This is a genomic window from Neorhizobium huautlense (genome assembly GCF_002968575.1).
Lineage (GTDB): Bacteria > Pseudomonadota > Alphaproteobacteria > Rhizobiales > Rhizobiaceae > Neorhizobium > Neorhizobium huautlense.
The window spans coordinates 115413-131928 of record NZ_PVBM01000012.1 but is presented as its reverse complement, the minus strand read 5'-3'; the positions used below and the strand labels follow the sequence as shown (position 1 = coordinate 131928).

At 62.4% G+C, this 16516-nt stretch carries 12 protein-coding genes and 1 pseudogene; 8 read left to right on the top strand and 5 right to left on the bottom strand.

Features of this window, described 5'->3' with window-relative positions:
• Window positions 1-20: 20 nt before the first annotated feature.
• The 4 genes from fhuB to C5L12_RS15215 all read right to left on the bottom strand — a co-directional run bounded on the left by fhuB (window position 21) and on the right by C5L12_RS15215 (window position 6150).
• Complete coding sequence (gene fhuB, locus C5L12_RS15230; protein WP_105372892.1) at window positions 21-2021, bottom strand: Fe(3+)-hydroxamate ABC transporter permease FhuB; 2001 nt, start codon at window positions 2019-2021, stop codon at window positions 21-23.
• Window positions 2005-2889, bottom strand: coding sequence for an ABC transporter substrate-binding protein (locus C5L12_RS15225; RefSeq protein ID WP_105372891.1), 885 nt, complete (start codon window positions 2887-2889; stop codon window positions 2005-2007). Before C5L12_RS15225 ends, fhuB begins: the two co-directional genes overlap by 17 nt.
• Window positions 2890-2951: 62 nt before the next feature.
• Window positions 2952-5102 (bottom strand): TonB-dependent siderophore receptor, encoded by a 2151-nt coding sequence (locus tag C5L12_RS15220; protein WP_105372890.1) that lies wholly within the window; start codon window positions 5100-5102, stop codon window positions 2952-2954.
• A 163-nt stretch (window positions 5103-5265) separates the two neighbouring features.
• Window positions 5266-6150, bottom strand: a complete 885-nt coding sequence (locus C5L12_RS15215) for a helix-turn-helix domain-containing protein (RefSeq protein WP_105372889.1) — start codon at window positions 6148-6150, stop codon at window positions 5266-5268.
• A gap of 140 nt (window positions 6151-6290) precedes the next feature.
• On the opposite strand from C5L12_RS15215, the gene C5L12_RS15210 reads away from it, so the two are divergent.
• The 3 genes and pseudogenes from C5L12_RS15210 to C5L12_RS29225 all read left to right on the top strand — a co-directional run.
• Entirely contained in the window at window positions 6291-7106 is an 816-nt protein-coding gene (locus C5L12_RS15210) for an ATP-binding cassette domain-containing protein (RefSeq protein WP_105372888.1), read from the top strand.
• Window positions 7107-7166: 60 nt separating this feature from the next.
• Window positions 7167-7364: a hypothetical protein gene (locus C5L12_RS15205; protein WP_105372887.1), complete on the top strand. Its 198-nt coding sequence runs from the start codon at window positions 7167-7169 to the stop codon at window positions 7362-7364.
• A gap of 240 nt (window positions 7365-7604) precedes the next feature.
• Window positions 7605-7968 (top strand): annotated as a pseudogene (locus C5L12_RS29225) (IS110 family transposase); the annotation flags it as partial.
• A 212-nt stretch (window positions 7969-8180) separates the two neighbouring features.
• Here the strand turns inward: C5L12_RS29225 and C5L12_RS28790 are convergent.
• A complete protein-coding gene (locus C5L12_RS28790; RefSeq protein ID WP_245422915.1) occupies window positions 8181-8393 on the bottom strand; it encodes a hypothetical protein in 213 nt (70 codons plus the stop codon).
• On the opposite strand from C5L12_RS28790, the gene kdpA reads away from it, so the two are divergent.
• The 5 genes from kdpA to C5L12_RS15165 are packed head-to-tail and all read left to right on the top strand — an operon-like array spanning window position 8392 to window position 16103.
• The gene (kdpA, locus tag C5L12_RS15185) at window positions 8392-10101 is read left to right on the top strand and encodes a potassium-transporting ATPase subunit KdpA (protein ID WP_105372884.1); all 1710 of its coding nucleotides are present in this window, start codon (window positions 8392-8394) and stop codon (window positions 10099-10101) included. The genes C5L12_RS28790 and kdpA overlap by 2 nt on opposite strands.
• Before the next feature lie 9 nt (window positions 10102-10110).
• On the top strand, window positions 10111-12147 hold the full coding sequence (gene kdpB / locus C5L12_RS15180; RefSeq protein WP_105372883.1) for a potassium-transporting ATPase subunit KdpB: 2037 nt from the start codon (window positions 10111-10113) through the stop codon (window positions 12145-12147).
• Window positions 12148-12149: 2 nt separating this feature from the next.
• On the top strand, window positions 12150-12716 hold the full coding sequence (gene kdpC, locus C5L12_RS15175) for a potassium-transporting ATPase subunit KdpC (RefSeq protein ID WP_105372882.1): 567 nt from the start codon (window positions 12150-12152) through the stop codon (window positions 12714-12716).
• Window positions 12717-12726: 10 nt separating this feature from the next.
• Entirely contained in the window at window positions 12727-15417 is a 2691-nt protein-coding gene (locus tag C5L12_RS15170; RefSeq protein ID WP_105372881.1) for a sensor histidine kinase, read from the top strand.
• Complete coding sequence (locus C5L12_RS15165) at window positions 15414-16103, top strand: response regulator (RefSeq protein ID WP_105372880.1); 690 nt, start codon at window positions 15414-15416, stop codon at window positions 16101-16103. Before C5L12_RS15170 ends, C5L12_RS15165 begins: the two co-directional genes overlap by 4 nt.
• Window positions 16104-16516: the final 413 nt, after the last annotated feature.

Sequence of the window (16516 nt, the reverse complement as noted above, 5' to 3'; positions counted from 1 at the left end):
CCGCGTGAAGCGTTCTGCCATCATGCAGATCTTTCCTTTCGCCCGAGCAGCCAGAGAAGGTAGGGACCGCCGATCAGCGCGGCAAAGAGGCCGACCGGCACCTGATAGGGATAGATGACAACCCGCGACAGCCAGTCGGCCATCATCATCACGCCTGCGCCGATCAGGATCGCCGCGGCAAGATTGTATTGCAGCTTCTGGAAGCCGAGAAGCCGGGCGAGATGCGGCGCGATCAATCCCGCCAGGCTCAAGGGGCCAATCAGGAAAGATGAGATCGCCGTCATCAATCCAGCAAGAATGGCGAGCACAAGGCGGGACAGCAGGACATGAAGACCGATGCTGCGGGAGAGGCTGGTGCCGAGCGGCAGGATGGCGAGCCAGCGGGTCATCAGGAAAAGCGGTGCTGTCAACACGACGAGCGTGATCATTGCCGTCCAGGCTTCGACAGCGCCAGCGCGATTGGTCGATCCCGACATCCAGGTGAGCAGGGCATAACTGCGCATGTCGCCCTGGGCGAGCACCATGCTGACGATTGCCATGCAGAAGGCGCTGATGGCGATGCCGGCAAGCAGCAGCCGTTCGGCCGAAAATCCGGAGCGGCCGGCAATTGCGATCGTCACCAGGAAGGCGCCAAGCGAGCCGAGCGCCATGCTGAGAAGCACGACTGCAGGTGACGGGACACCGAAGACGAAGAGAGCGATCGTCAAACCGGCGCCGCCGCCGCTCGAAACACCGAGTACTTCAGGGCTTGCGATCGGATTGCCGGTCACCCGCTGCATGGTGAAACCGGCTGCTCCGAGCAGCGCGCCGGCCCCGCCGGCTGCCAGGATACGTGGCAGGCGAAAGGGCAGGAGCTCGGAAAAGAGCGGGCCAAGTGCAACGCTCAAGCCCCTCTCCGTTGGGCCCAAAGTCAGCACGAGTGCGAGGATGACGGCAAACGCCGCTGCCAGGAGCGACAGTGCGACGGCAGGCTTTCGAAACTGTCGCGAGGTGGCATCGGCTGTTGCGGTCATGGCAGAGAATCCGTTGACGCGCGGCAGAAGGAGAAGAAGCAACGGCCCGCCGAGCAGCGCGGTTGCGGCACCTGTCGGTACGAGATCGGAAAAACCTGGACCCAGCAATTGCGTCAGGCAATCGGCCAGGAAGAGAACCGTGGCTCCCGCGAGAGGAGACGTTATCATCACCTGTCCGGTTGTTCGCGCGCCGCAGAGCCTTGCCATGGCGGGCGCTGCAAGCCCCAGAAAGCCGATGATGCCGACTGTTGCCGTGACCGAGGCGGATAGCCAGACGGCGAGGATAAGGATCGAGAACCGGACCCCGTGCAGCGCCACGCCGAGGCTTTTAGCACTGGAATCATCAAGTGCCAGGACATTCAGCGGTCGCAACAACATCGCCGCGGCGACGATGCCCGCTCCGAGCCGCGGCGCGAGCGAGTTGACGCCACTCCAGTCCTGCTGGTTGAGGGCACCCGCACCCCATATATGGATCGACATTGCATATTCGCCGCGCGCCAGGATGAGCGTCACGCTGAGCGAGGCGGTGATCAGGCTGACAATCATCCCCGAGATCGCTACCGTGACCGGATCGAGCCCGCGCCGCCAGCTCAGCGCCAGCACGATGGCGACCGCCCCAAAGCCGCCGGCAAAAGCGATCAGCTCGCGGGAGATGCCGCCCAGAAGCGGCAGGAAACCGAGACTGAAAACCAGCGCCAGTTCCGCACCCGATGCGATGCCAAGGGTCGAGGCATCGGCGATCGGATTGCGCAGCACCCTTTGCAGCAGCGCACCGGAAAGGCCGAGCGCGGCACCGGCGATCAAAGCGATTGCAGCGCGGGGCAGAAGGCTGTTCCACAGCAGGATTGCGTCGAGCGCCGCGGTCGGCGCTGCCTCCCCCGGAACGTGCGGGCGAAACGCCAGCAGCAGAATGAACGACGTAACGCAAGCGATGCCGAGCACGACGGCAGGGAGAAAGTGGGGCAGGCCGGTGCGCATGGGCATGGGGAGATTAACCGCTCCGGACATAAGAAAACCCTTCCGCCAGGAAATCGGCAAAGCGGCTTGCTGCGGGGAGAGCCCCGTAGGGATTGATCGATCCGACCGTCAGAACGCGGTTTTCCCGCACCGCCGGCAAGGCCTTCCAGAACACGCTTTCGGTCAGTGCCGCAAAGGCATCCTCCGGATGCGGAGGAATGAGGACGATCCAGGCTTCGGGCATCGAAGCCAGCGTCTCAATGCCCATCGGCGCCATGGCCGAATAGCTGGTCGCGCCTGCCCATGCATTGGCCAGCCCCATGCGTTTCAGCACCTCGCCGAACAGGCTGTCGGACCCGAAGACCCTGTAGTGGCGCGCATCGCCGAGGTTGATCGGCAGGAGGGGACGGCCGTCACCCTTGGCAAAGAGGTTCTTATAGCGATCGAGCCTGTCCGCGAGATCCTCGACCAGCCGGCGGGCTGCGGGGAGCCGCAGGCGCTCGCCGATCGCCAGCGTCGCCTGCTCTGCAAGGATGTATGGGCTTTCGCCGGGCTTATAGATCGGATGACTTTCGACCGGCGCGATACGGTTCATCAGCGGATCGGCCCAGGCATAGAAGTTCGAGTTGAAGATCAGGTCGGGGCGGGCGAGACGCAGCGCCTCGAAATTCGGCGTGCCCCGCAGGCCGAGATCGGCGACGCCCTGGGGCACATCGGGCTTGACTGCAACCTGGCGGAACTGGCGAAGCTCGGTTGCAGCCACGACATTGGCGCCGATCGCAAGCAGCGTTTCAAGAAGTGCCCAGTCGAGAGTCGCAATCCGCGGACCCGCATCTTGCGCGCGCAGGACGCGCGCCGCAGCCGACGCAGCGGCGGCTGAAAGGATGGCTCTGCGGCTAAATCGGTGCACTCTTGACATGTCTCCCAAGGCACAGGAAGGCCAAAATGGCCTTCCTGCAAAACTTGTCTAAGATTGTCAAATTACCAGACCTTGCTGATCTTGAAGTTGACGGTGCGTGCCTCGCCGTAGCCGCAGAAATATTGCGTGTTGCAGCCTGCGACATATTCCTTGTCGAACAGGTTGGTGACGTTGAGCGACGCCTTCCAGTCGTTCTTCTCGTAGTGGATCGCTGCGTCGAAGACGGTCGCATCCGGAACGCGCAGGGTATTCGCATTGTCCGCCCAGGACTTGCCGCGGTAGCGCACGCCGGCGCCGAAGCCGAGCCCTTCCAGCGGTCCTTCCGTGACGGTGTAGTCGAGCCAGAGCGAGGCCAGGACATCTGGCACGACATTGGGCGTCTTTCCAATCAGCGTCGGATCGTCCTTGGTGATCTCGATGTCGGTATAGGACGCTGCCGCTATGACTTTCCAGTTCTGGTCCAGGTTGAACTTGCCTTCCACCTCGATACCGCGAGAGCGGACTTCGCCGATCTGGCTGGTTATCCCGCCGGTCGTGATCGTGTAATTTTGCTTGGTGATCTCGAAGACGGAGGCCGTCAGGCTGCCATCGAGCCAGGTCGGCTCGTATTTGACACCTGCCTCGAGCTGATAGCCTTCCTCGGGCTTCGGCGCGGCGCCCCCCGTCAGGCCGACGATCGGGCTGAAGAAGCTTGCGGCGCTGACATAGGGCGTCAGGCCGTTGGCGAACTCGTAGGCCAGGCCCGCGCGGCCGCTCCAAGCACGATCGTTACTGGAATAGTTCTGCGTTCCCGCGAGCAGGTCCTCGATCTCGTTGTGGACGTAATCGTAGCGGCCGTTCAAGGTGACGATCCAGCCGTCGCCGAACTTGATCTGGTCCTGGGCGTAAACGCCGACCTGGTTGATCGTATAGACCTGGTGCAGGTTGCGGGCGACCGGCGGCAGGGCGACGCCGTAGGCGGGGTTGGCTGGATCGAAAGCGGGCACTGATCCGAAGGCGCTCGCGAACTGGTCGGTATCGAGGCGGTAATACCGATAATCCAGGCCCGCCATGACCTTGTGCGAGGCGCCGCCCAGGTCGAATTCGTTCTCAATCCGGTTGTCCACGTTGAAGGCGTTGGCCTTCGAAGTGATGTCCTCGCTATAGCGGCCGACCACCGCGTCCGTCTGGTCGATATCGAACGGATAGACGTATTGCTCCCGCTTGAAGAGGTTGGAATAGCGCAGGTTCTGCGTGAACTTCCAGCCGCCTTCGAATTCGTGCTCGAACTCGTAACCAACCATCTTCTGGACGACCGTGCCGTCGTCGAAATTGGGGTCTCCGAGGAACATGTCGCGCGGGATCTTGCCGTAGCCGGCGCTGACGACCGTGCCGCCGTAGGGCAGCAGGCCGTTGGTCGTGTGGACTTGATCCAGACCGCTGATATAACCCCAGACCGTCAGGCTGGTGCCCGCGTCCGGCGAGAAGGTGAACTGCGGCATGATGAAGCCGCGCAGGTCCTCGCTGTAATCGGTATAGTTGTCACCGCCCGCCAGCTTGCCGGTGAGGCGATAGCTGAAGCTGCCGTCAGGCGTGATCTTGTCCGAGAGATCGAAGCCGAAGAAGGCGTTGCCGTTCGTGTTGATGCCGGTCTCTGTGTAGTAATAAGGCTCGTCGGTCGGGCGCTTGCGGATCAGGTTGACGACGCCGCCGGCATTGGCGCCGCCGAGCAGGACGGAGGCCGGTCCCTTGAGGACCTCGACGCGCTCGAGCATGAACGGATCAAGCTGGAAGCCGCCGTAGGAGTGACTGGTGAGCGCCAGGCTGTCGAAGAACACGCCCGTCTGCGATGCGTTGAAGCCGCGAACATAGATCCAGTCGGTGTCTGGATCGGAGCCATAGGGCTGACCGAACACGCCAGGCGTGTAGAGGAGCACCTGGTCGATCTTGCTGACGGCGCCGCGGTCGTCCATCTCTTCCCTGCCGATGACCGACACGGATTGAGGGATTTCCTTGAGCGGCATATCGGTCTTGGAGCCGGTCGTCGATTTCTTCGCGACGTAACCTTTGACCGGGCCGGTTCCATCGCCTTCGCCTTCGCCATGAAGAACGATCGGCGCCAGTGTCGTATCGGCATTCTGCGCATGCGCCGCCCAGGCGGCGCAAAGGGTTGCCAGTGCCACACCCGCACCCAGTCCTAGCCTTGCCCCCAAGGCTGCTTCTCTCTTTTCCATTCCAAGCCCCACTCAGACGAACTTTTCCGCCGCTCGCGAGAAGCGGCATCGCAATAAGATGAGCAGCTAGCTCATATTTAAAGTTTCGGCTTGGTTCGATCGGCGGCAATTGGACGTTTTTGGGCAAATTCAGAAACAGCGGGCAAATATATGCAAAAATGCATCACTCCTGCTTCGCCTTCCGCCAGCGGGCCGGGGTCGTTCCGACATGCTTGCGGAAGACCTTGGTGAAATGCGCCTGATCCGAGAACCCGGTTTCGGCAGCGATTTCTGTCAAAGGATAGGCATCTGACACCAGTAAATTCTTCGCATGTTCCAGCCGGGCATTCATCTGCCAGTCGTGGGGCGCCATGCCAGTCGACGCCTTGAACGAATGGCTGAAATGCGATGGTGACAGCCCCGTCAAGTCCGCGAGTTCCTGCAGACGGATATTGCGCATGCAGTTTGCGGTGATGAAATCCGTGGCGCGCTGAAGCTGGGAGATTGCCAGCGTTCCCCGCCGCCGCGGCGGTGTCTTCACCATTTTCAGGACATCGATGAGGAGCGCCAGGGTAAGCCCGTCCCCGTAGAGATCGTGCAACGGCTCGGGATTGCAAATCTCGGCGGCAATCAGTCCGGCCAGCGCCATGACGCGCTGGTCCGAGAACAGCAGTTGGGGGTCCTTGAGCTTTTTTGAGTCGATTTCTTCCATGAGCCGACGGCCGAGGATATCCGCGTCGAAGTGGATATCGAGATGACGTACATACTGCACGTCGGCAAAGTCCATCCAGAGATCCATGCCGGCGGGAATGTACGAGATCGGGCTCTGGTTGCTGTCCTGTGGGGCGCCGCGGGATTTCGGCGAAAGCTTGACCAGAGGACGCCCGTGGCCGCGCTGGTCGAGCAGGATGAACAGTCTTGGATCCCGTGCCACATAGTGGCCGCCCGCATAGGCGGCGCATTCCACGTCCCACAGGTCGGCGGTCATGCCGTTCCAGTAGCGGCGCTTCAGCCCGCCCATCACCGAAAAACCCTCGATCCTGTTCTGCATTCGTGGCTGGAAAGTCATGCAGCTATCCTGATCGAATAAACATGTGTATAGTTATCAACTTTAATGCAGGGTATCAATCCTGCCTGCGTGTGGTCTTCAAGCAGGCCATCTGTTGATAACAAAGGAAGCCTACCCTTGCAGTTTATGGATGATGCACTATGCCGCTGAACGCAAACGAGCGTGAGATCGCCAAGCCAAGTCCTCCTCTCCTCTCATTGAAGGAGGTGAGCTTTGCAATCGAAGGTCGCGTCCTGTTGCATCCGCTGACGGTCGATCTTCGGGCAGGCCGGTCCATTGCTCTGATTGGTCACAATGGCTCCGGCAAATCAACAATGTTGAAGTTGATCGGCCGGCAGCAGGCGGCGAGCGCGGGCACTATCCAGTTCGAAGGCAAGCCCCTTGAAGGCTGGGGTACACGGGAACTCGCCCGCCGGCTCGCCTATCTGCCGCAGCGGACGCCGGCAGCGCCCGGCATGTTGGTCAAGGAGCTGGTGGCGCTGGGCCGTTATCCCTGGCACGGCGCGCTCGGCCGGTTCCGCGCCATCGACAGGCAGAAGGTGGAGGAGGCAATTGAACTCACCGGTATAGGTCCTTTTGCCGAGCGCATGGTGGACAGCCTGTCGGGCGGCGAACGCCAGCGTGTCTGGCTTGCCATGCTCGTGGCGCAGGATGCCGCCTGCCTTCTGCTCGACGAACCCATTTCCGCACTCGACATCGGCCATCAGCTGGACGTCCTGTCTCTGACGCACGATCTTTGCCGCGACAAGGGCATCACCATCATCACCGTACTGCACGACATCAACATGGCCGCCCGCTTCTGCGATGAGATTGTTGCCCTGCATTCCGGCCGGCTGATCGCCCATGGCACTCCGGGAGAGGTCATGACGACCGAGGAACTTGTTCGCATTTACGACGTCCGGATGGACATCATGCGCCAACCTTCAAGCGGTCGGCTGGCGGCTCTGGCTCAGTAATCTCAAGAAGGCTCTGTCGCAATTTGGTATGGATGTCATACAGCGGGATCGTGGGAGGCGATGCCTGTTCTCGGGGCGCAGATAAGGACTTATCCCTCGCGCAGCTGGCGCCCGGCGCTCGTCATCCGGCGTGGGCCGATCATCATCTATCGTTCGCTCCTTGTCGATCCAGCGTGCGATGGCTTCAAGGCCTGGCAGCAGGTTCTTCTTAAGCGCCGCCGTCAGCTCGTCTTCGAGACCGCATGCATCGCTGATTGAACGCCAGTTGATGCAGTTCATCCGCATCGGCGGGTGTTTGCGGTAGACGATTTTGCGGTAGATGATCAGGCTAGTCAGGTACGGCTTGATGTTGTCCAGTGTTCATTTCGAGACGAGCGGGGCCAGGCGGACGTTGCAGAATTCGGCAATTTTACGCGAAAAGGAATGGATGAAGCAGTTTGGTTTCTCATGCCGATCTTGGATTCGTATTTAGTTGCCGGCACCAATGCCGGGGCGGGGATCGAGGAGGCACTTGCATTCCTGCAGCAGCAGCGCCAGTCGGTGGTCGATGCTATGGAAGCATGCCTCAAGTCGGATGAAGGCCTTGCCCCTCAAGGCGAAGGTTCTCATGTCGCTCAAGAGCATCGATCTGCGAACCGCATGCTTCCTGATTGCCGGCCTTCCCGAACTGGGGCTGATTGGCAAAGACGAGATTGCTAAGCTGGTCGGCGTTACGCCCGTCAATCGCGACAGTGGTCTGATGCGCGGCAAGAGGATGATCGCAGGTGGTCGCAAGCCCGTGCGAGACGCCCTTTACATCGCAGCGTTGCCCACTATCCGCTTCGATCCCGCCATGAAAGCCGTCTTCGAACCACTGAAGGCGGTTTGAAGGCGACCGCCGCGAAGCGGGCAGGTGATCCGCCAGCCAACCGGCCCTCCGGCTCGGACAGACGAAGCCTGGTTGGTAGCTGTGGCTATCACTGGCAATGGGTCGATACTCGACCGTTGGGGGTGCATCCTTATGTTTTCTTTATCTCCACCACGCGCCTTCCCAATCGAAGCCTAACCCGAAGCGCCCTTAATCCTGTGTCGGTATCAACAGGAGAAACGGACATGTCCGACTTCATCTTCATCGCGCTTGGCGGCGGCACCCTCCTCGTGCTGGCCCTTTATGCCCGCGCGCTCGACCGGCTTTGAGGGATTCCGATGATTGAACCCCTCTTCGGCCTCGCCGTCGCCGTCGCCCTCGGCGTCTACCTCGTCGTGACGCTCCTGCGTCCCGAACGCTTCTGATCGGAGCAGATCCATGACCCTTGTCGGCTGGCTGCAGATCAGCCTCCTCTTCCTCGCCGTTATCATCGTCATCAAACCACTCGGCCTCTACATGGCGCGGGTGTTTTCCGGTGAGCGGACTTTCCTGTCACCCGTCCTTGGCCGCGTGGAGCGGGATCTCTACCGGGTGAGCGGCATCAACCCTGAGAAGGAGCAGAGCTGGCTCGGCTATACGCTCGCCATGCTCGCCTTTTCGCTCGCCGGCTTCCTGGCGCTCTATACGATGCTGCGGCTGCAGGCCTATCTGCCGCTAAACCCTCAAGGGTTTCCGGGCGTGCCCTCGGATCTCGCATTCAACACGGCAGTCTCCTTCGTCACCAACACCAACTGGCAGAACTACGGCGGTGAGACGACGATGAGCCACTTCTCCCAGATGGCCGGCCTCACCGTGCAGAACTTCCTCTCGACCGCGACCGGCATGGCGCTGGCCGTCGCGATTACCCGCGCACTAGCCCGATCCAAGGTCGCAACGCTCGGCAACTTCTGGGTCGATATGACGAGAGCCACCCTCTACGTCCTGTTGCCGCTCGCCATTGTCGTCGCCCTCGCCTTTGTCGCCATGGGTCTGCCGCAGACGCTCGACGCGTCCGTCACCGCGACCACGCTTGAAGGCGCCAACCAGGTGATCTCGCTGGGCCCCGTCGCGTCTCAGGAGGCGATAAAGCAGCTCGGCACCAATGGCGGCGGCTTCTTCAACGTCAATGCCGCGCATCCTTTCGAAAACCCGACCGCCTGGTCGAACTATCTCAACATCTTTGCCATGCTGTCGATCTCGTCCGCTCTGGTCTACACCTTCGGTCAGATGGTCGGAAACCGCAGGCAGGGCTGGGCGCTGATCTCGGCCATGGCGATCCTGCTGATTGCAGGCGTGGCCGTCACCTACTGGGCCGAGGCCCAGGGCAATACCATCCTGACGGCGATCGGCGTCGATCCAGCCCTCGGCAATATGGAAGGCAAGGAAGTCCGCTTCGGCCAGGCCATGACAGCACTTTATGCGGCTGTTACCACAGGCCTCTCGAATGGCGGCGTCAACGGCATGCACGGCTCGTTCACAGGCCTGGGCGGCCTGGTGCCGATGTTCCTGATCCAGCTCGGCGAAGTGCTGCCCGGCGGCGTCGGCTCCGGTCTCTACGGCATGCTGGTCTTTGCAATTCTGTCCGTCTTCGTCGCGGGTCTGATGGTCGGACGCACGCCGGAATTCCTCGGCAAGAAGATCGAGGGACGCGAGATGAAGTTCGCCATGCTCGCCGTGCTCATCCTGCCGCTGGTGATCCTCGGCTTCACCGCTGTGTCGGCCATGCTGCCCGTTGCTGTGGCAAGCATCGGCACGGCTGGCCCGCACGGCCTGTCCGAAATCCTCTATGCCTATACCTCGGCTGCCGGCAACAACGGCTCGGCCTTCGGTGGCCTCACCGGCAACACGGTCTGGTACAACACCACGCTTGGCATCGCGATGCTGCTCGGCCGCTTCGCCTATGTCGTACCGGTCATGGCGATCGCCGGATCGCTTGCCGCCAAGGTGAAGTCACCCGCTTCCGCTGGCACTTTCCCGACCGACGGCCCTCTGTTCGTCGGCCTCTTGATCGGCATCATCCTCATTCTCGGCGGCCTGCAATTTCTGCCTGCACTAGTGCTCGGCCCCATCGTCGAACACTTCGCCATGCTCGCCGGCCAGACCTTCTAAGGAACCACCATGTCAAAAGACCATAAAGCCCCCGGTCTTCTCGACCCGTCGATCCTGTTCCCGGCGATCCGCGATGCGTTCGTCAAGCTCGATCCGCGCAAGCTCCTTCGCAACCCGGTCATCTTCGTGACCGAGATAGTCGCCGTCGTCGTGACGATCCTCTTCATCCGCGACCTCGCCGTAAATCCCGGCGAGGCCGGCTTCTCCGGCCAGATCGCCGCCTGGCTCTGGTTCACCGTGCTCTTCGCCACCTTCGCCGAAGCCGTGGCGGAAGGCCGTGGCCGCGCCCAGGCCGACAGCCTGAAGAAGACCAAGTCTGAACTCGTCGCCCGCAGGCTTGGCGCCAACGGCAAGGCGGAAACCATTCCGGCCTCCAGCCTCAAGGTCGGTGACATCGTGCTCGTCGCAGCCGGCGAGTTGATCCCGGGTGATGGCGAAGTGATCGAGGGTGTCGCCTCGGTCAACGAAAGCGCCATCACCGGCGAATCCGCCCCCGTCATCCGCGAATCCGGTGGTGACCGCTCGGCGGTGACAGGCGGCACGCAGGTTCTGTCAGACGAGATCAAGATCAGGATCACCGTCCAGCCGGGCTCGTCCTTCGTTGACCGCATGATCGCGCTAATCGAAGGCGCACAGCGCCAGAAGACGCCAAACGAAATCGCGCTGTCGATCCTGCTTTCGGGCCTGACTCTGGTCTTCCTGTTCGTCTGCGTCGCGATCTGGGGCCTGGCCGGTTATTCCGGCACCGTGCTCTCGGTCACCGTGCTGGCAGCCCTGCTGGTCACGCTGATCCCGACCACGATCGGCGGCCTGCTCTCGGCCATCGGCATCGCCGGCATGGACCGTCTCGTCCGCTTCAACGTGATCGCCACATCCGGCCGCGCGGTCGAGGCCGCAGGCGACGTCGACACGCTGCTCCTCGACAAGACGGGCACCATCACCTTCGGCAACCGCATGGCGAGCGACTTCCTCGCCGCTCCCGGCGTCACGCCGACAGAATTGGCGGAAGCCGCACTCATTGCCTCACTGTCCGACGAAACGCCTGAGGGGCGCTCCGTGGTGGCGTTGGCAACCGGCGAGTTCGGTGTTCCCATGCCGAAGGCCGAGTTCAATGCAGTCATCGGCTTCACCGCTGAGACGCGCCTTTCGGGCGTCGACATCGGTCAGCGCCGTCTGCGCAAGGGCGCCGTCGATGCCGTGCTGAAATTTGCCGGCCTCACCGAACAGGATGCGCCTGCCGAATTCCGCCGCGCCGTCGACCAGGTCGCCCGCACGGGTGGGACGCCGCTCGGCGTGGCCGACGGCGACCGTCTGCTTGGCGTTATTCACCTGAAGGACGTCGTCAAACCCGGCATAAAGGAACGCTTCGCGGCCTTGCGCGCCATGGGCATCCGTACCGTCATGGTGACCGGCGACAATCCGGTCACGGCCGCCGCCATCGCGTCCGAAGCCGGCGTCGACGACTTCCTCGCCCAGGCAACCCCGGAAGACAAGCTCGCCTATATCCGGCGCGAGCAACAGGGTGGCCGCCTGATCGCCATGTGCGGCGACGGGACCAATGATGCGCCGGCACTTGCTCAGGCCGATGTCGGTGTGGCCATGCAGACCGGCACCCAGGCCGCCCGCGAAGCCGCCAACATGGTGGATCTCGATTCCAGCCCGACCAAGCTCATCGAGATCGTCGAGATCGGCAAGCAGCTGCTGATGACGCGCGGATCGCTCACGACGTTTTCGATCGCCAACGACGTCGCCAAATATTTTGCCATCATCCCGGCGCTGTTCGTCGCCACCTATCCGGCGCTCGAAGCCTTGAACATCATGGGCCTTGCCTCGCCGCAATCGGCGATCCTTTCGGCCGTCATCTTCAACGCGCTGATCATCGTGGCGCTGATCCCGCTGGCTCTGAAAGGCGTGGCTTACCGTCCGTCCGGTGCCGCGGCACTGCTTCGCCGCAATCTGCTGGTCTACGGCGTCGGCGGCCTGATCCTGCCCTTTGCAGGCATCAAGGTTATCGACATCGCCGTCAGCGCTCTTAATCTGGTGTAATCATGCTCAACCAACTCAGACCCGCCCTCACTCTGGTCGTCGCCCTCACCGCCCTGACGGGGCTTGCCTTTCCGCTGGCGATCACCGGCATCGCCCAGGCCGTCATGCCTTCGCAGGCCAATGGCAGCCTGATCGAACGGGACGGCAAGGTCGTCGGTTCGACCCTGATCGGTCAGGCCTTCACCTCCGACCGCTATTTCTGGCCGCGCCCCTCGGCGACCGGCCCCGACGCCTACAACGCCGCGGCATCCTCCGGCTCGAACCTCGGCACGACTTCGGTGAAGCTAAAGGATCGTGTCACGGCAGATGTTGCGCGGCTCGCGTCGACCGGCGTTGCCCAACCCGTCCCAGCTGACGCCGTGACGGCTTCGGGCTCTGGCCTCGACCCGCATATCTCGCCTGCATTTGCCGAGGCTCAAGTCGCGCGAGTGGCGCAGGCGAGGGGGCTACAGCCCTCAGCCGTCGCTGCAATCGTGCAGCAGGCGACTGAAAAATCCGACTTCGGCGTTGTCGGCGAAGCAAGGGTCAATGTGCTAGAGCTGAACCTGGCGCTCGACGCCCGGAACTGATGAGATATTGATGGCGGATGACGACCGCAGGGACGAACGGCGTCCCGATCCCGATGCATTGCTTGCCCTGGCGGAGAAAGACCGCCGGGGCAAGCTCACCGTTTTTCTGGGCGCCGCACCCGGTGTCGGCAAGACCTATGCGATGCTGTCGCGCGCCAGACGCCTGAAGGCGGATGGCGTTGATGTCGTCGTGGGCCTTGTCGAGACCCATGGCCGTGGCGAGACGGCGGCCTTGCTCGACGGGTTGGAGATTCTGCCGCGCCGGCGTGTCGCCCATCGCGGACGCATGCTGGAAGAGTTCGATCTCGATGCGGCTCTCGCAAGGCGGCCGCGCATCGTCATCGTCGACGAACTCGCGCATTCCAACCCGGAAGACAGCCGCCACCCCAAGCGGCATCAGGACATCGAGGAACTGATTTCGGCCGGCATCGACGTCTGGACGGCGCTCAACATCCAGCACCTCGAAAGCCTGGCCGATCTCGTCGCACAGATCACCGGGGTGACCGTGCGCGAGCGTGTGCCCGATGTCGTGCTCAAGCGCGCTGACGAGGTTCTGCTGGTCGATCTTGCGCCATCCGAACTCATCGAACGCCTGAAGGATGGCAAGGTCTATCTACCCGAAAGCGCCAATCGCGCCGTCGATCGCTTCTTCCGGCTCGGCAACCTGACGGCGCTGCGCGAACTCGCGCTGCGCCGCACCGCCGACCGGGTCGACGACCAGATGGTCGACTACCTGAAGCAAAATGCCATCGACGGCCCCTGGGCCACCGGCGAACGGCTCCTGGTCTGCGTCGGTTCGGATCTGCTCTCGGAAAAGGTGGTGCGCGTGGCAAGCCGTCTCGCCTCGGGTTTGAACGCACCGTGGCTTGTCGTTTCGATCGAGCGGGCCGACCGAGAGGTGGAGACACCGGAACGCTTGCAGCGGATTGAAACGCTCTTTCGTCTCGCCGAGCAGTTGGGCGCGGAAACGCGCCGTGTCGTCGGCAATGATTTCGTTGAGGAAATCCTGAAGCTCGCGCGTCGAGAGCATGCGACCCAGATCGTCATCGGCACGCGCAAGCGCAGCCGCTGGCAGAAGCTCGTCTCCCGCTCGCTGCCCGATGCGCTGGCGCGCGAGGCCTCAGGTCTCGGTGTCCACATCGTCACACCGGAGGGGTCGCCCCCTGAACGCGCGCGGCCCTCAGTCAGCCTGCCGAGGGCTTCCGCGCTCAGGCAATCGGCAATCTGGGCTCTCGGTTTCGTCGCCCCGACGACGGTCGTGGGCAAGGGGATCGACGTCTTCGTTGAGTTGCCGAACATATCGCTGCTCTTTCTCCTGGCAGTTCTCGGAGCCTCGGTGGTCGGCGGCTATGCTTCGGCATTCCTGGCCGCTATCCTGTCGGCGCTGGCCTACAACTTCTTCTTCATCGATCCCCGCCACACCTTCACCATCGCGGCCCCGCACGAGGTCTTCGCGCTCTTCGTCTTTCTTGCCGTTGCCATCATTGCTGGCGGTCTAGCCTCGCGCATCCGCGAACAGGCGGAGGTGGCGCGGATCCGCGCGGCCGCGCTGCAATCACTTTACGATTTCTCCCGCAAGCTGGCGACCACGGCCAAGGGCGACGACGCCATATGGCTCGCCGTCTCGCAATTGCAGGCAAGCCTCAAGCGCAAGGTCGTGCTTCTCGTGCCGCGTAAGGGAGACCTTGCCGTGACGGCCGCCTGGCCGCCGGACACCGAACTCGACGTGACCGACATGACCGCCGCCCGCTGGACCCATGATAAGCGCGAGCCCGCCGGCCATGGCACCGGGACGCTGCCGAACAGCCGCTTCGAATTTCGGCCGCTTCTTGGACCGCACGGCATTGTCGGCGTCTGCGGCATCGAGCATTCGGGCGCGAGCCTCGATCTCAACGCTGAACGTTCGCTGACTGCCATTCTCGACCAGACTGCGATTGCACTGGACCGCGCGCGCCTCGCCGACGAGACGGTGGAGCAGGCAGCACGCCTTGAAGGGGAGCGTTATCGCGAGGCGCTCCTCTCTTCCATCTCCCATGATCTGCGCACGCCGCTTGCGACCATCACCGGTGCCGTGACCGGCCTTCGCCAGCTCGGCGGGCGGATGACGCAGGAAAACCGTGACGACCTCCTCCAGTCGATCGAGGAGGAAAGTGGCCGCATGAGCCGCTTCGTCGCCAATCTGCTCGACATGACACGTATCGAGGCGGGTACGCTTAAGCCAAAACAGGACTGGGTTGACATTGCCGACGTCGTGCAGTCCGCCGTCGAGCGGACCCGGAAACATGCGCCGGGCCGCATCATCGAAACCGGCATCGCCGCTGATCTGCCGCTGATCCGTGGCGACAGCGTGCTGATCGGCCAGGTGCTGTTCAACCTCTTGGACAATGCCGTGAAATACGGCGGTGAAGAGCCGATCAACGTCTATGCAAGACGTGACGGCAGGGACGTGCTGATCTCGGTCACCGATCAGGGTAAGGGCATTCCGCCCGAAGATCTGGACCGCATCTTCGAAAAATTCTATCGCAGGGGAAAGCCGGACGGGCGCGCGCCGGGAACGGGGCTCGGGCTTTCCATTGCCCGTGGCTTCGTCGAGGCCATGGGTGGCAAGATTCATGCGGAGAGCCCGGCCTTGAAGAAGAGGGGCACGCGAATCGTCATGCGCTTTCCAGCAAGCAGTGAAGCCAGGGACGACGTCAGATGAACCAGTCCCGCATCCTGGTTGTCGACGACGAGCCGCAGATCCAGCGTTTCCTCAAACCTTCTCTCTCCGCTGCCGGATACGAGGTGGTCGAGGCCGGCACGGGCGCCGAAGCGCTGAAGGCCGTGGCGACCCAGGCACCTGACCTGGTGATCCTCGATCTCGGCCTTCCCGACATGGATGGCAAGGAAGTCATCACCAGCCTGCGCGGCTGGTCGGACATCCCGATCCTCATCCTGTCGGCCCGTGACCGCGAAAGCGAAAAGATCGCGGCGCTCGATCTTGGGGCAGACGATTATGTCGAGAAACCGTTCGGCATCGGCGAACTGACCGCCCGGATCCGCACCGCGCTCCGCCACCGCGGGCGGCGCGACGCGATCCCGGCCGTTACGGAGATCGACGGTTTGACGATCGACCCGATCAAGAGACGGGTCACCCGCGATGGCGAAACGGTTCACCTGACGCCCAAGGAATACGACCTGCTTTTGCTGCTTGCGCGCCATGCCGGCCGCGTCGTGACACATCGTGCTCTCCTGACGACCGTCTGGGGTCCCGCCCATGGTGACGACTTGCATTATCTGCGTGTCTTCATCGGTCAGTTGCGCCAGAAGATCGAACGGGATCCGACGCAGCCGAGGATCGTCAGGACGGAGCCTGGCGTGGGCTATCGAATGGCCGAGCAAGAGTGAAGCCGAAATCTAATGACCTGTATCAGGTGTCGTTCCAGGAGTGACCTGGATATGAACTCGTGCTGTCCGCAGGAGGACTGGAGGCCGAACGGGCAGTGCGGGCACGTGTTGTCGCGGAATGCAAAAGAAGTCCGCGACGAACTGACCCGGCTACCGGCGAACGGAGTCGCCGATAGCTAGTGCCATGAGGCAGCCGGCAAGCAAGTGACCACTCATGAGGCGTGGTTGCGTTACATCCGCAATCGATTCGATAGCAGACGTCACCCGCGCTTCTCTTCTCGCCCGAAAAGCGCGTCAATTGATGATAGTCGTGAAAAGCGATGCAGCAAGATTCCGGCCTTCATACGTTGCAAGAATCCAGGTCATCTGACGGAAGATCGGATAGGCTAGCGCGGGAATCGCTTCATTCGACA

Excerpts from the sequence above, each read along its gene's own strand:
- fhuB (WP_105372892.1), bottom strand. The coding sequence starts at position 2,021 with ATGTCCGGAGCGGTTAATCTCCCCATGCCCATGCGCACCGGCCTGCCC.
- C5L12_RS15225 (WP_105372891.1), bottom strand. The coding sequence starts at position 2,889 with ATGTCAAGAGTGCACCGATTTAGCCGCAGAGCCATCCTTTCAGCCGCC.
- C5L12_RS15220 (WP_105372890.1), bottom strand. The coding sequence starts at position 5,102 with ATGGAAAAGAGAGAAGCAGCCTTGGGGGCAAGGCTAGGACTGGGTGCG.
- C5L12_RS15215 (WP_105372889.1), bottom strand. The coding sequence starts at position 6,150 with ATGACTTTCCAGCCACGAATGCAGAACAGGATCGAGGGTTTTTCGGTG.
- C5L12_RS15210 (WP_105372888.1), top strand. The coding sequence starts at position 6,291 with ATGCCGCTGAACGCAAACGAGCGTGAGATCGCCAAGCCAAGTCCTCCT.
- C5L12_RS15205 (WP_105372887.1), top strand. The coding sequence starts at position 7,167 with ATGCCTGTTCTCGGGGCGCAGATAAGGACTTATCCCTCGCGCAGCTGG.
- kdpA (WP_105372884.1), top strand. The coding sequence starts at position 8,392 with ATGACCCTTGTCGGCTGGCTGCAGATCAGCCTCCTCTTCCTCGCCGTT.
- C5L12_RS28790 (WP_245422915.1), bottom strand. The coding sequence starts at position 8,393 with ATGGATCTGCTCCGATCAGAAGCGTTCGGGACGCAGGAGCGTCACGAC.
- kdpB (WP_105372883.1), top strand. The coding sequence starts at position 10,111 with ATGTCAAAAGACCATAAAGCCCCCGGTCTTCTCGACCCGTCGATCCTG.
- kdpC (WP_105372882.1), top strand. The coding sequence starts at position 12,150 with ATGCTCAACCAACTCAGACCCGCCCTCACTCTGGTCGTCGCCCTCACC.
- C5L12_RS15170 (WP_105372881.1), top strand. The coding sequence starts at position 12,727 with ATGGCGGATGACGACCGCAGGGACGAACGGCGTCCCGATCCCGATGCA.
- C5L12_RS15165 (WP_105372880.1), top strand. The coding sequence starts at position 15,414 with ATGAACCAGTCCCGCATCCTGGTTGTCGACGACGAGCCGCAGATCCAG.